This is a genomic window from Indolivaga macrotermitis, from assembly GCF_900128985.1.
Taxonomy (GTDB): domain Bacteria; phylum Bacteroidota; class Bacteroidia; order Bacteroidales; family Dysgonomonadaceae; genus Dysgonomonas_A; species Dysgonomonas_A macrotermitis.
This window is the reverse complement of sequence record NZ_FQUC01000002.1, coordinates 151,562-167,418: the sequence shown is the minus strand read 5'-3', so window position 1 is coordinate 167,418 and position 15,857 is coordinate 151,562. Positions and strand designations below refer to the sequence as shown.

Here is a 15,857-nt window from a genome sequence, read left to right as displayed (position 1 = left end):
AAATATAATGTAGGGGTAGGGTTTCTCTCTACCCGCTTTGGGTAACCACAAGGATTATCCCTACTAAGAATAACATAATGAAAAAATACTTACTAATAATAACCCTCATTATTTCGACGGTATCGGCTTATTCTCAATACGATAAGCCCGATTGGGAGAATCTGTCCGTATTGGAAATAAACAGGGAGCCCGCCCGGGCTGATTTTATACCCTTTGCTACTGTCGAACAGGCATTAAAGGGCGATAAAGAAAAATCGCCTTATTATTTGTTGTTAAATGGTAACTGGAAGTTCAATTGGGTTTCCCGTCCCGAAGAACGTCCGCAGGATTTTTACCGTACCGACTTCAACGATAGATCGTGGAAAACGATTCCTGTTCCATCCAATTGGGAAATGCAGGGATATGGAACACCTATCTATGTGAGTGCAGGTTATCCGTTCAAAATAGATCCTCCTCGGGTTATGGGAGAACCAAAAACGGATTATACATCATTTAAGGAAAGAAATCCTGTCGGCTCGTATCGACATAATTTCGACTTACCTGCGAATTGGAAAAACCGGCGTGTATTCATTCATTTTTCAGGAGTCCAAAGTGCATTCTATGTATGGATAAACGGTAAAAAAGTAGGGTATAGTCAGGGTAGTATGGAGTCTTCGGAATTTGATATAACCGATTATATACAACAGGGTAAAAATCAGTTGGCAGTGGAAGTGTATCGCTGGTGCGATGGCAGCTATCTCGAAGATCAGGATATGTGGCGGACAAGCGGTATTCATCGTGATGTTTTTCTTTATTCCACGTCTGATGTCAGGATATCCGATTTCGCAGTCCGCACGATATTGGATGAAGATTATAAGGATGCAACCTTACAGATAAAACCCGAATTGAAATCATATCACGGAAATAAGCTCGAAGGCTGGAGTATTCAGGCTCAATTGTATGATTCTCAAAACACTCCTGTCTTTTTCGAAGAATTGACACAAGATGCTTTTCCCGTATTAAATGCAGATTATAAAGCATCCGTAATGAATGACCGCGCTCCGCAACGTGGGGCTGCAAAATTTGCGTGGTTAGAGAAGAAAATAGATAATCCGTTTAAATGGACTGCGGAAACGCCCAACCTGTACATACTTGTATTGAGTTTAGTTAATGGTAAAAATGAGACAATTGAAAGTGTGCGCTGTCAGGTTGGGTTTCGCAGTATTGATATAAAAGACGGTCAGGTGCTAATCAATGGCAATCCTATCCGTTTACGTGGTGTCAATCGCCACGAACATGACCCTGCTACCGGACGCACCATAAGTTATGAGCGTATGAAACAGGATATCATTCTGATGAAACAGGCTAATATCAATGCCGTGCGGACAGCGCATTATCCGAACAATACGCAATGGTATGAATTGTGTAACGAATACGGACTGTATGTAATGGACGAAGCAGACATAGAAGAACACGGACTAAGGGGGCAACTTGCAAGTGATCCTGCATGGCATGCCGCTTTTCTGGACAGGGCTGTCCGTATGGCTGAAAGGGATAAAAATCACCCCTCCATTATATGTTGGTCGATGGGGAATGAGGCAGGGTATGGTCCTAATTTTGCCGCTATTTCAGCTTGGCTAAAAGACTTCGACCCGACACGTTTTATTCATTACGAAGGGGCACAGGGAACACCTACCGATCCGAAGACTGTAGATGTAATCAGCCGTTTTTATCCGCGTGTACAGGATGAATATCTTAACCCGAATATTGCGGAAGGCGAAGACAAAGAGCGTGCCGAAAATGCCCGTTGGGAGCGCTTGTTAAGTATTGCCCGGAATCCGGTCGATAACCGCCCTGTCCTTACCAGTGAATACGCTCATGCGATGGGAAATGCGATGGGAAATTTCAAGGAATATTGGGATGAAATTTATTCCAATAAAAGAATGTTGGGCGGATTTATCTGGGATTGGGTAGATCAGGGATTGTATAAAACGGCAAGTGATGGAACCCGTTTTATGGCTTATGGAGGCGATTTCGGCGATAAGCCCAATCTCAAAGCATTCTGTTTCAATGGGGTTGTTTTTGCAGAGCGCGAAACTACGCCCAAATATTACGAAGTAAAGAAAGTATATCAACCGATGAGGGTTGAACCTTCTGTTTTAAATCAGGATGAAGCTAAAGTTTGGATTACAAACCACAATCATTTTACGAATTTGAATGAATACGAAACCCGTTGGTTTTTAATCGCTGAGGGAGATACTTTACAGAAAGGAATTTTGACAAATGTGGATATTCCATATGGAGAACAGCAGGAAGTGAAAGTTCCTGTAAAGCATTTTAAAGCAAATCCGAATAGCGATTACTGGTTGCGTATCAGCTTTCATCTGAAAGAAAGCGCACTTTGGGCAAACAAAGGTCATGAAATAGGTTTCGAACAGCTATTGTTGAAAAAAGGAGAACAAAAAACATTCTTATCTAAAAATATTCCATTCCAAAAAGTTACGAAGAATAGTTCGACAGTCGAAATACAGGGAAAAGGATTTTCTACCGTGTTCGATATGCAAAAAGGCTCGTTGTCTTCTTTAAAATACAATGGCAGAGAAATGATTGTTTCTGCACCCATATTTCAGGGATACCGTGCACCTGTCGATAATGATAAAGGTTTCGGTAACTGGCTGGCAAAAGACTGGAAACAACATAGTCTGGATAGCCTTCAAAGAAATGTGATGCAAGCCGAAGTAATTAAAGAAGAAGCAAATAAAATAACCATAAAGACAGTAGCTGAAAGCAGTGCTAAAAATGGAAAATTCATTCATGAATGTATCTGGACTGTTTATGGCGACGGTAGCATCGAAGTTGATAATAAGTTTATTCCCACAGGCGATTTACCCGAATTACCACGTTTGGGAGTTGTTATGGCTTTAAATCAGGATTTAGAAAATGTAAAATGGTACGGACATGGGCCATACGAAAATTATATAGACCGGAAAACTTCTTGTCCTATAGGCGTGTATGAAAGTACAGTTACTGCTCAATATGTTCCATATCCTCATCCGCAGGAGACGGGAAATAAAGAAAATATCCGATGGATAAATCTGACCGATACGAAGGGAAAAGGCATTTCCTTTACCTGTTACTCCGAAAAAATGTCGGGTTCTGCCCTGCATTTTACGGCTGAAGATTTAGATAAAGCGACACATGCTTATTTACTGAAACCGCGAAAAGAAGTAATCCTTTCTCTGGATGCCGCTATGTTGGGATTAGGAAACAGTAGTTGCGGTCCCGGAGTATTGAAAAAATATGCCATCGAAAAGAAAACGCATGAATTGAAATTTGTAATACAACCTGTTGAAAATTAAAAGTTAAAAACTAAAAATGAAAAATAATTTCTTATCCTTTCTGTTGCTTTGTGGAATACTTATTTCACTGAATGTGGATGCTCAAAATTACAAACAGGCTTTTAGCAATACAGAAACAGGAATACAATATCTGTCGGGAAGAGGCTCGGACGATGCTGTCGATTGGGAGTTCTTTTGTACCGACGGACGAAACAGCGGAAAATGGACTACTGTACCCGTTCCTTCCTGCTGGGAATTACAGGGCTTTGGCACTTATCAATACGGAATGCCTTTCTACGGAAAAGCCAATCCTCCCGGTATCGCCAATGAACAAGGGAAATACAAATATAAATTCAAACTTCCTAAGGAATGGGAAGGTCGTGTAGTACGTATTGTTTTCGATGGAGTGATGACCGATTACGAAGCGCAGATTAACGGACGACGTTGCGGATATCCCCATCAGGGAGCATTCTATCGCTTTAAGAATGATGTGAGTGACCGTATTTTCTTTGGAGATAAAGAGAACGTATTGGAAGTTACTGTGAGTAAAGAATCTTCGAATCCAAGCGTAAATCTTGCCGAAAGGCGTGCCGATTACTGGAATTTCGGAGGGATATTCCGTCCTGTATTTGTGGAGGCTTTACCTGCACAATTTATCGACCGTATTGCTATCGATGCGGATGCGGACGGTAGTTTTTATGCAGATGTTTTTTTGGGAACAGCCATGGGTAATAATGCCAAAGTAAGGGCGGAGTTAACCGATATAAACGGAAAAACTGTAGGAAATGCTATTGAAGTATCTGTTTCTAACGGTTCGGATAAAGCAATTATCAAAGGGAAATTCGATAATATTAAAAACTGGACTCCCGAAACTCCTAACTTGTATTACGTAAAGTTTTCGTTAGTTGAAGGAAATCAGGTCAGACATACGGTTAAAGAGCGCTTCGGTTTCCGTACAATAGAAGTGAAACCGAGTGACGGGATATATATTAACGGACAAAAAGTGAGTATCAGAGGAGTGAACCGCCATAGTTTCCGTCCCGAAACAGGACGTACCCTTAATAAACAGGCTAATTATGACGATGTAAAACTCATTAAAGAGATGAATATGAATGCCGTTCGTCTTTCGCATTATCCTTCCGACCCTGAGTTTCTGGATGCCTGCGATGAACTGGGCTTATATGTGATGGTCGAGCTGGCTGGTTGGCACGGCATGTACGACAGCGATGTCGGGGCTAAACTTATCAAAGAGATGATAACCAGAGATGTGAATCATCCTAGCGTAACATGGTGGGCGAATGGAAATGAAGGAGGGCACAATCATGAGATAGATAAAGAATTTGCTCCTCTCGATCCGCAGAAACGCCCTTTGCTTCATCCGCAAAAGAATTTCGGAGGATTTGAAACTATGCACTACCGTTCGTATGGCGAAAGTCAGGAGTACATGCGTAAACCCGAAATCTGGATGCCTACGGAATTTCTTCATGCTTTGTATGATGGGGGCGCAGGTGCAGGCCTATGGGATTATTGGGAAGCGATGCGTAAACATCCCCGTTGTGCAGGGGGCTTTATCTGGATGTTTGCCGACGAAGGTGTTGTACGTACCGATCAGAACGGACGTATCGATAATGTCGGTAATTATGGTGCCGATGGTATCGTAGGGCCTCATCACGAAAAAGAAGGAAGTTTCTTTACGGTAAAGCAGGTTTGGTCGCCTGTTCAGATAATGAATACTGCATTGCCTGAAAATTTTGACGGAACATTCGATATTGAGAACCGGTATGATTTCACTAACCTGAAAGACTGTCGTTTCGTATGGACATTAAAAACATTCGGAAATCAGGAAAAAATAATAAAAACAGGAGAAATAAAAGGCGTCGATATTGCTCCCCACGCTTCGGGAAAATTGAAAATCAACCTTTCTTCCGATTGGAAAAATGCTGATGCTTTATATGTAACTGCGTATAGTCCAACCAACGAAGAGTTATGGACATGGGACTGGCAATGGAAAAAGCCTGCTGAGTTCTATTCTTTTACCAAAGGAAATACAAGTATTTCAGCTAAAGAAGAAGGGGGTAATTTAGTGGTGAATTCGGGTTCTACTGTTCTTACGTTTAATAGAAAATCAGGAGAACTGGCTTCCGTAAAAGAAAACGGAAAAACGATATCTTTCGGAAACGGTCCAAGATTTATAGCTTTACGCCGTGGTGACCGATCTATGGATATGTTTTACAATCACGATGATAATGAAGCCCGTAGCAAAGAACGTATTTATACAGATATTTCGGGCGAAAATAAGCTGACGAATTTCTCTTATAATTCAATGAATGATAGTATTGTCGTGACAGCCGATTATTTCGGAAATATGCGACAAGCGCGTTGGGTAATTAAAAATGATGGTACGGTTCGGTTAGATTATAGTTACCAATATGAAGGCACAGTTGAACTGATGGGAATTATGTTCGACTATCCCGAAAATCAAGTGGTATCGAAACGCTGGTTGGGTGAAGGACCTTACCGTGTATGGCAGAATCGTTTGCACGGCACTAATTTCGGTATCTGGGAAAACGATTACAATGACCCTATACCGGGCGAATCGTTTATCTATCCGGAGTTTAAAGGATATTTCAGTAACTGGCGTTGGACGGATGTCAATACTACAGAAGGTGTTATTAGTTTGGGTAATACTTGCGAAGATAACTATCTGGGAATCTATTCTCCCCGTGATGGACGTGATGTTTTACTGTACACGTTCCCCCAAACCGGAATATCAATATTGAAGGTAATTCCTGCCGTTCGGAATAAAGTAAATACGACTGATTTAGTTGGACCTTCATCGCAGGCAAAATGGGTGAAAGGATTACAGCAGGGTAGTATTTATCTGAAATTTAAAGCGAAATAATCTAAGGGTAACCCTTGTGGTTACCCATTGGCAGAGATATACCTGCCCCTACACCAAAGAAATAATACAACATGAAAAAACTGGGTTTATTTATTATAACTTTCTTTCTGGTTCTGCAATCAGGCTTTAGCCAGAATCTGAGACAATCGTGGGAATCTCCGCCCGAAGAAGCTAAATCTTGGGTATTTTGGTACTGGATGCGGGGTGCTGTATCTAAAGAAGGTATTACTGCCGATTTGGAAGCGATGAAAGAAGTTGGTATTACCGGTGCTTATTTGATGCCCATTAGAGGAGTACCCGAAAAGCCTTTTATTGAACCTATTGTAGAACAGTTAAGCCCTCTTTGGTGGGAAATGGTCGATTATGCCTTTCACGAAGCGGATCGTATAGGGATAAAGATAGGATTCCATGTATGCGATGGTTTTGCTTTGGCAGGAGGTCCTTGGATCACTCCCGAACTATCCATGCAGAAAGTGGTGTGGAGTCAGGTGAATATTCAGGGAGGGAAGAATATCAGTCAAGCCTTACCCCAACCTCAAAGCTGGGAGGGATATTATAAAGATATTGCCGTATTTGCTTATCCAACTATGGAGGGAGAAGGTGTTTCTTCACAAACCATTATACCGAAAGTCACGACCGATATAAAAGATATAAACCCTCAGTTTTTAGCAGATAAAAATCTGGAAGGTACTTTCAGAAGTGAGTCGCCTTGCTGGATACAATATGAGTTCGACAAACCTTTCACGGCAAGGACAATACAGATAGAACGTTCGGGTAATAACTTTCAATCCCAGCGTCTGGTCGTTCAGGCGAGTGACGATGGGGTAAATTTCAGGGAAGTAATGAGGTTACAGCCCCCGCGTCAGGGATGGCAGGAAGTCGATTTTGAAAAATTAGGCAGAGAGTTTCTGATTACACATACTCTGCCCGAAACGACTGCCCGTTATTTTCGTTTTTTGTATGACAAAGCCGGAACAGAACCGGGTGTGGAAGATCTGGATGCGGCTAAATGGAAACAATCTCTTAAAATAACCGCTATCCGGTTATCATCAGAAACACGTATTCATCAGTATGAGGCAAAAAACGGTTCGACATGGAGAATCGCACCTCGTACAACGGAACAGCAAATTGCTGAAAATTTGTGTCTTAATCCGAAAGAAGTGATCGATATCTCCCAATATGTGGATAAAAACGGAAATCTGAATTGGAAAGCCCCTAAAGGTAACTGGACTATCCTTCGGATGGGACATACTGCTACCGGATATGATAATGGAACAGGAGGAAAAGGCTCCGGACTAGAATGTGATAAATTCAATCCCGAAGCTATCAAATTGCAATTCGACTCATGGTTTGGTAAAGCCGTAGAAGTGGCAGGAGAAGATTTAGCTTCGAGAGTTCTCAAGATTTTTCATGTGGATAGCTGGGAGTGCGGCAGCCAGAACTGGTCATCCAATTTCCGTGACGAATTCCGGCAACGCAGGGGATATGATATATATGATTTCTTGCCTGTGATGGCAGGTATTCCCGTAGAGAGTGCAGAAGTGTCGGAGCGAGTATTATATGATGTTCGCCAGACCATATCGGAACTTGTTGTAGATAAATTTTATGCGACTCTGAAAGCAGAAGCAAACGCCAAAGGTTGTCAGTTTTCGGCGGAAAATGTTTCTCCGACAATGATGAGCGATGGTATGATGCATTTCAGGAATACAGATATACCCATGGGTGAATACTGGTATCAGAGCCCTACGCACGATAAGATGAACGATGTTCTCGATGCTATTTCGGGAGCACATATTTACGGAAAGAATATCATTCCGGCAGAAGCTTTCACGCAATTACGTATGCTGTTTGACGAACATCCGGCTATGTTGAAAACTTTGCAGGACAGGAATTATTCGTTCGGAATCAATCGTCTGAGTTACCATGTTTATGGGCTTAATCCGTGGTTAGACCGCAAACCGGGTATGACTTTGGATGGCATCGGTCTTTATTTTCAGCGCGATCAGACATGGTGGAGGCTAGGGAAAGCGTGGGTGGATTATGCGCAGCGTTGCCATGCTCTATTGCAATTCGGAAAACCTGTTGTAGATATTGCCGTGTTCACGGGGGAGGAATTTCCCCGCCGTTCGCTTTTGCCTGACAGGCTCGTTCCTTATCTTCCGGGTATATTCGGAAAAGAAAAAGTAGAATGGGAAAAACGGCGTATGGCGAATGTCGGAGAACCGACACGGGTAATGCCTGTAGGTGTAACCCATTCTGCGAATATTTTTGACCCGAAAGACTGGGTAAATCCTTTGAGGGGATATGCTTATGATAGTTTTAATGCGGATGCTTTGCTCAATCTGGTAAAAGTAGAAAACGGGCGTATCGTTTTGCCCGATGGGATGAGTTATGGCATGTTGGTCATTCCTGCAAAACATGCTATGCAACCTAATCCCGAACGTATGTCAGTGGAAGTAGCCAAAAAATTGCAGGAGTTTTCGGAGCAGGGTGCAACTATTCTGATGAAAGAATTACCAACCGAAACACTCGGCTATAGAGAAAAGAATAATAAACTAGAAATAGATAAAGACAAGTTCATATCATTACCATATACGGATGAGAACTTTGACAAAATAGGTTTGGAAAGAGATCTTCTTGTTACTGAAAATTCAAACGGATATGCCAAAGATGTTGCTTATGCACACAGGCAGAGCAATGGGGTGGATATTTATTTTATATCCAATCAAAAAAAAGTGCCTCGTGATGTAAAAGTTTCTTTACGTGCGGTAGGGCGTATCCCCGAACTGTGGAATCCTGTCACCGGCGAGATAAAAACAGATATTAACTGGCAAGTGGTTAACAATAGAACTAATCTCAATTTACATCTGGATGAGGGAGAATCTGTTTTTATAGTATTACAAACACCGACAGAAAAGAGAAGTAATCAGGCACGATTAACACAGGTTTTGTCCCCTGTTACTATAAATACTCCTTGGACTGTAAACTTCGATGAAAATATGCGCGGGTCAAAAGAAACTATTACTTTTAATAAGTTGACAGATTGGTCTGAAAACGATAATGACCGGATCAAATATTATTCGGGAGAAGCTGTCTATCAGAATAGTTTTAATCTTAAGCCCGAGGATAATGTGCGTTATTATCTCGAAATAGATAATGTATATAATTTGGCAGAAATAAAGGTAAACGGAAAATCGTGCGGAACTATTTGGACAAAGCCGTATCGAGTAGAGATTACTGATGCTGTAAAGAACGGGGATAACAGCCTCGAAATAACGGTTGCTAATACATGGGCGAACCGTATTTTAGGAGATGAACTTGGAATCGAAAAGGATGAAAGCAAAAAGATATGGACAAATTCCCGTTATTATAACATGAGAGAAAAAACTCTTGTAAAAAGCGGGCTAGTAGGAAATGTGAAGATAACAAGATATCGAAAGGCTAAATAAAAGATGAATAAAATAAAAGGATATTCTGTATATACAGCAAAAAGCAGGTTGGAAAGACCTATTGCGGATGCTACACATACATTGACCGAAATATCGTTTATAGTATTGCGTTTGCAACTCGAAAGCGGAATAATAGGAGAGTCTTATCTTTTGAGTTTTCAGTACAGCCCTAAAGCAATTGCGGGAGCATTGAAAGATGTTGGCGAGATGGTTTTAGGCGAAGAAGTAAGCGATACAGTAAAGGTGGTTGATAAGATAGACCATGCTAATGAATATTTCGGGCTCGAAGGTATTAACCGATGGGCACAGGCTGCATTCAATATCGCTATGTGGGATGCATGGTGTAAAACACTCGGGCAACCTATTTGGAAAGTGCTAGGAACATATACGACCAAAATACCTATTTACGGAAGTGGTGGTTGGATATCGTACAGTATAGAAGAGCTGATCTCCGAAGTGAAAGACTATAAGTCGAGAGGGTTTAAAGCCGTAAAAATAAAGGTCGGAAAGCCGGATTGGAAAGAAGACCTCGAACGCCTGCGCCTGGTCAGGGAAGCTGTGGGCAACGATGTGAATATTATGATGGATGCTAATCAGGGCTTGGATGTCGCTTCGGCCTTAGCTTTGGCGAGAAGTGCGAAAGAACTGGGCATTCATTGGTTTGAAGAACCTATAAATCATAGCGATTTTCAAGGGTATCAATTATTGAGGAATCAGGCGGGCATTTCGTTGGCAATGGGTGAACGTGAATATTCGACATTACCTTTGCGCGAACTTGCTTCGAGAAATGCACTTGATATCTGGCAGCCCGATATTCTTCGTTTGGGAGGAGTGGAGGCTTGGCGCGATAGTGCTGCTTTGGCAAAGGCTTTCAATATACCTGTATTGCCACATTATTATAAAGACTATGATATACCTTTGCTTTGTACCATACCCAACGGAGCGGGAGCGGAATCGTTCGATTGGATAGATCCGTTGATTGACAATCCGTTGAAAATAGTAGACGGTTGTGCATCTCCCCACGATAGAGCAGGTTGGGGTTTTACTTTCAACGACTCGGTATTGACTGAAATTTAGCCGGATATGAATAGTAAAATTGAAGAACTATATTCGTTGGAAGGGCTTTAGCTTTTGGCTTTTGAATAAAAATAATATTATCAATTAGATATGAAAAAGATAGTCTCTCTATTATTATTGCTTAGTATCGTTTTTTCGGTACATGCAGAACTTAAGCTTCCGTCTGTATTCGGAAATAATATGATGCTCCAGCAAGATACGGAAGTTAAAATCTGGGGGTGGACAGATAAAGGTGAAACAATTACTATTTCACCTTCGTGGACACAACGTAAATATACTGCTAAAGCGGATAATTCGGGAAAATGGATAATCAAAATCCAGACACCTGCGGCGTCTTATCAGACTTATAACCTCGCGGTTTCAGATAACCGAGATAGTATAACCTTTGATAATGTTTTGATTGGCGAAGTATGGCTCTGCTCCGGTCAGTCGAATATGGAGATGCCGATGAAAGGGTTTAAGAATCAGCCTGTGTCGGGAGGAAACGAAGCTATCTTTAAATCTAAAAATAAGAATATCCGCCTGATTACTGTTAAAAGAACCTCTTCTCTTACTCCGGAAGCTGACTTTGTCGGAGAATGGAAAGAAGCTACCCCCGAAAGTGTCAAAGAATTCAGTGCGACAGGCTATTATTATGGTCGGTTATTGAATGAAATGCTGGATGTTCCGGTCGGATTGATACTTTCTTCTTGGGGGGGCTCGTGGATAGAATCGTGGATGAGTAAAGATATGCTTAGTGATTTTAATGAGGTAAAATTACCTAAAACAGAAGAAGACGTCAAAGAGAAGAACCGTACTCCGACTACTCTTTTCAACGGTATGATAAATCCCATTGCAGGATATACTATCAAAGGCTGTATCTGGTATCAGGGAGAATCTAATTACGACAGGGCGGCACAATATCCCAAACTTTTTCAGCGAATGGTCAGCGAATGGCGTAACTTATGGGGACAAGGAGAATTTCCGTTCTATTATTGCCAGATAGCTCCTTACGATAATCCGGCTGAGCAACATGGCCATTTTAATGCGGCTTTCTTACGTGAAGCACAATACAAGTCGGCTCAAATGATACCCAATTCGGGAATGGTCGTTTTGATGGATATTGGCGAAGAAAAATGTATTCACCCCAGAGATAAGAAAACAGGAGGCGACCGTTTGGCTATGATGGCTTTAGCTAAGACTTACGGAATGACAGGCTATGCATATGAAAGCCCGACTTTTAAAGAAATGACAGTGGAAGATGGTAAGGCCATCCTTTCATTTGAAAATGCACCTATGTGGTTGACATCTTTCGGAAAGGAACTAAAACAGTTCGAAGTAGCAGGTGAAGACAAAGTTTTCTATCCTGCTAAAGCCGAGATAAAAAGAAGCAAGGTGGAGGTTTCGTCCGACAAGGTAAGTGCGCCGGTTGCTGTTCGTTATGCATTTAAAGATTTTGTGATGGGTGACCTGTTTAGTACGGAAGGATTACCGCTATCTTCATTCCGTACAGATGATTGGAACGAATAAATTAAAAGTATTTCTTATGAAAAGAAAATTTACATATATATTATTGCTTTTTGCTTTTTCTGTTTTCGTTACAAATGCACAGGCACAAGAGGTGGATGATATACAGAAGAAGGCAACTTTGTGGGTTACCTCCCTGAATCTAAATGATTCGGAAAAAGAATTGCGCCTGATTAAAGTCATATCAACGCATCTTCAGACTGTTAACGACTGGCACAACAGCCATCTTGATGTTATAATCCCTGATGGGATTAATCCCAAGACCGGAGAAAAAATAAGTCAACTGGACAAGCAGATAATAGTAGATTCAACTTTGCCTAAAGAAGTCCACGAGACTTTAATGTCAGGGTTACGGGCAGACTTGACGGAAGAACAGGTTGAGGCCATTCTGGATAAATATACCATAGGCAAAGTGGCTTTCACGATGAAAGCATATAAAGAAATAGTACCTGACATGACCCCGGAAGAAGAAGCGTTTATATTGAGTAATCTTAAACAAGCCCGTGAACAGGCTATAGATTATAAGAGTATGAAGCAAATATCCGCTATATTTGAGATTTATAAAAACAAAATAGAATTGTACCTTTATCAGAATGGACATAACTGGAAAGCTATTTATAAAGAGTATGTTAATGCTCTAAAAAAGAAGAAAATGAGTAAATAATACGAAGTAATAAAATCTTACATTACGATGGAAGCAAGTAGTAAAGGAGAGATTATCGTACCTGTGGAATTGACCGATATTTTGGAAAACGAAAAAGAAGCATTGGAGTTTTTCCAAAGTCTGTCAGACGGTTACAAGAGAGGATACTGTGATTGGGTTGGCGGTGCAAAAAATGAAACCACACGAAAAACACGGGCAGAAAAAGCATTACTTATGCTGAGGAATAAACAGAAAACGTTAAAGACAGTATAGCATTGTAACCTTGATAAAGTGTTTATGAGGGTGCGATCTTATAGAAAATTAAATGGACATAATTATTAAACAAGTCTGTCAGGAATTTGGAAAGAAGACTGATAAAAGAATGTTGAACCATAGCGGATGCTTATTTCGCTTTGGTTTGTTCTTATTGGTATTTTGCGGAATGTACTATTCCTTAATTGCACAGAATATTTCCGATTATAATATTGTCTGGGATACTCAAAGCAAGAATTCGAGTGAGAGTATGCCTTGCGGCGGTGGTGATATCGGGATGAATGTATGGGCTGAAAATGGAGATATACTATTCTATTTTTCCCGAAGCGGAACTTTTGACGAGAGTAATACTCTGCTGAGACTAGGCCGTATCCGTATCAGGTTATCACCAAATCCTTTCGATGGAGAATCTTTCAGACAGGAACTGCAATTGGAGGATGGACATGTTATTCTTAAAGGAAAAAACGGCGATATATCATCGGATATACGGATATGGGCTGATGTTTTCAATCCGGTTATAAATGTTGATATTGCAAATAACAAGAATCTAAAGGCGGAAGTTTTTTATGAAAACTGGCGGTATCAGGACAGGCTTTTGAGAAAAAGCGAAAGTAACCAGAATTCTTATAAATGGGCGGCACCTAAGGACTTGGCTGCAAAAAAGGATGAAATATCTTTCGATGGAAATAATATACTTTTTTATCACCGGAATCAGGGGGAAACTGTTTTTGATGCTACGGTTAAGCTGCAAGGACTCGAAGAAGTAAAAGAGCAAATATATAATCCGTTAGAAAATCTTACTTTCGGCGGTATCATTGAAGCTAAAGGCTTGAAACCGGGAGGAGTTTCTTCCGGCGAATATGCCGATACCGATTACAAAGCATGGAAGCTGGAAAGCATAAAACCGCAAAAGGATATTCATTTAAAAATTCAGCTTCATACTGAACAGACTGTAAATCCCGCCAATTGGAAACAGACACTTTACAAACCTGTACAATCTGATCTTAAAAAGAACATAGCTTGGTGGAGAGAGTTTTGGAACAGGAGTTTTATCTGTATCCAACCAACGGATAAAGCAGATAAGGGTTTTGAAATAGCCCGTAATTACCAGCTTTTCCGTTATATGTTGGCTTGCAATGCTTACGGGCAATATCCGACTAAATTCAATGGTGGATTATTCACTTACGATCCGGTACATGTAGACAGCACATTGGCATTTACTCCCGATTTCCGGAAATGGGGTGGGGGAACACATACTGCACAGAATCAAAGGTTGGTATATTTTCCGATGTTGAAAAGCGGAGATACGGATATGATGACATCCCAATTCGAATTTTATAACCGGATTTTACCTGCAGCCGAATTGCGGAGTAAGGTATATTGGGGACATGGCGGCGCATGCTTTACAGAGCAGATAGAAAACTTCGGCTTACCCAATCCGAGTGAATACGGATGGAAGCGTCCCGGCGATTTCGATAAAGGAATGGAATATAATGCATGGCTGGAGTATCAGTGGGATACGGCTCTCGAATTCTGTTTCATGATATTGGAAGACAATCGCTATACAGGAAAAGATATCTCTAAATATTTACCCTTGATAGAAAATACACTGAAATTTTTTGACGAGCATTATCAATATCTGGCAAAACAACGTGGTCGGAAAGCTCTGAATGAGGAGGGAAAACTCGTCCTTTATCCGGGTTCGGCTTGCGAGACTTATAAAATGGCATACAATGCAAGTTCAACTATTGCTGCCTTACAAACAGTAGGCAACTGTTTGTTGAAATTGCAGGAAATACAGTCTGATACAACGAAAAGGAGATATTTCACCGAGTTTGTGAATAAAATACCTGATATAGAGGTAAGAGAGATCGACGGGCATAAAGCCATTTCTCCGGCATGGCTTTGGGAAAGGATAAACAATGTGGAAACTCCACAATTATACCCTGTTTTTCCATGGGGAATATATGGGGTAGGGAAGCCCGGTCTGGATATTGCCCTGAATACATGGAAATATGATAAGGACGTGGCAAAGTTCCGTAGTCATATCGGATGGAAACAGGATGCTATATGGGCTGCCCGTTTAGGACTTGTCGATGAGGCAAAGGATCTGGTTGTTGAAAAGCTTCAAAATTCAGACACCCGGTTTCCTGCATTCTGGGGGCCCGGATATGACTGGACTCCCGACCATAACTGGGGTGGAAGCGGAATGATAGCATTACAGGAAATGTTATTACAAACAGCCGGAGAGAAGATATTGCTTCTCCCATGCTGGGATAAATCGTGGGACGTTCATTTCAAACTTCATGCTCCACATAATACTACAATAGAGTGCAAGCTTGAAAAGGGTAAAGTAACTTTATTGAAAGTGCTTCCGAAAGAACGGAAAAAAGATATCGTTTTCTTTTAATGTATAATCTCAATCAGTAGTTGAGGAAACGTTCTTTTTTCAGCTATTACAATCCTTATAGACGGGTGACAGTAACTACACAAAGGTGACATCCGTTTGTTACCTGGGTGTCACTTTTGTTACCTTTTTATTCTGTTTTAAATCAATAGATTATGCTCGGTAAAGTGACAAAGGTGACAAAAGTGACATCTTTTTTATCATTTTTTTTCTTCATCCTTTTTAGTTTTCATTTTTATCATTTTCAATATATCAAAGAACCCTCTTTATATATAATAGATAA

General features: G+C 40.9%; 8 protein-coding genes. All 8 read left to right on the top strand.

From position 1 onward, the window contains the following. The first annotated feature begins 77 nt into the window (after nt 1-77). The 8 genes from BUC12_RS03775 (at nt 78) to BUC12_RS03740 (ending at nt 15,577) form a co-directional block, all read left to right on the top strand. A complete protein-coding gene (locus tag BUC12_RS03775; protein WP_062176737.1) occupies nt 78-3,338 on the top strand; it encodes a beta-galactosidase, LacZ type in 3,261 nt (1,086 codons plus the stop codon). 16 nt (nt 3,339-3,354) lie between these two features. Beyond that, the gene (locus tag BUC12_RS03770; RefSeq protein ID WP_082141868.1) at nt 3,355-6,219 is read left to right on the top strand and encodes a glycoside hydrolase family 2 TIM barrel-domain containing protein; all 2,865 of its coding nucleotides are present in this window, start codon (nt 3,355-3,357) and stop codon (nt 6,217-6,219) included. 71 nt (nt 6,220-6,290) lie between these two features. After that, a complete protein-coding gene (locus BUC12_RS03765) occupies nt 6,291-9,668 on the top strand; it encodes a glycosyl hydrolase (protein ID WP_062176740.1) in 3,378 nt (1,125 codons plus the stop codon). Nucleotides 9,669-9,671: 3 nt separating this feature from the next. After that, nucleotides 9,672-10,745 (top strand): mandelate racemase/muconate lactonizing enzyme family protein, encoded by a 1,074-nt coding sequence (locus tag BUC12_RS03760; RefSeq protein WP_062176742.1) that lies wholly within the window; start codon nt 9,672-9,674, stop codon nt 10,743-10,745. 90 nt (nt 10,746-10,835) lie between these two features. Beyond that, the gene (locus BUC12_RS03755) at nt 10,836-12,254 is read left to right on the top strand and encodes a sialate O-acetylesterase (protein ID WP_062176745.1); all 1,419 of its coding nucleotides are present in this window, start codon (nt 10,836-10,838) and stop codon (nt 12,252-12,254) included. Between the two features lie 16 nt (nt 12,255-12,270). Continuing rightward, the gene (locus BUC12_RS03750; RefSeq protein ID WP_062177041.1) at nt 12,271-12,915 is read left to right on the top strand and encodes a DUF3826 domain-containing protein; all 645 of its coding nucleotides are present in this window, start codon (nt 12,271-12,273) and stop codon (nt 12,913-12,915) included. Nucleotides 12,916-12,942: 27 nt separating this feature from the next. Further along, nucleotides 12,943-13,167 (top strand): YdeI/OmpD-associated family protein, encoded by a 225-nt coding sequence (locus BUC12_RS03745; protein WP_062176749.1) that lies wholly within the window; start codon nt 12,943-12,945, stop codon nt 13,165-13,167. Between the two features lie 169 nt (nt 13,168-13,336). Further along, entirely contained in the window at nt 13,337-15,577 is a 2,241-nt protein-coding gene (locus BUC12_RS03740; RefSeq protein ID WP_087880245.1) for a DUF5703 domain-containing protein, read from the top strand. The last annotated feature ends 280 nt before the right edge of the window (nt 15,578-15,857 follow it).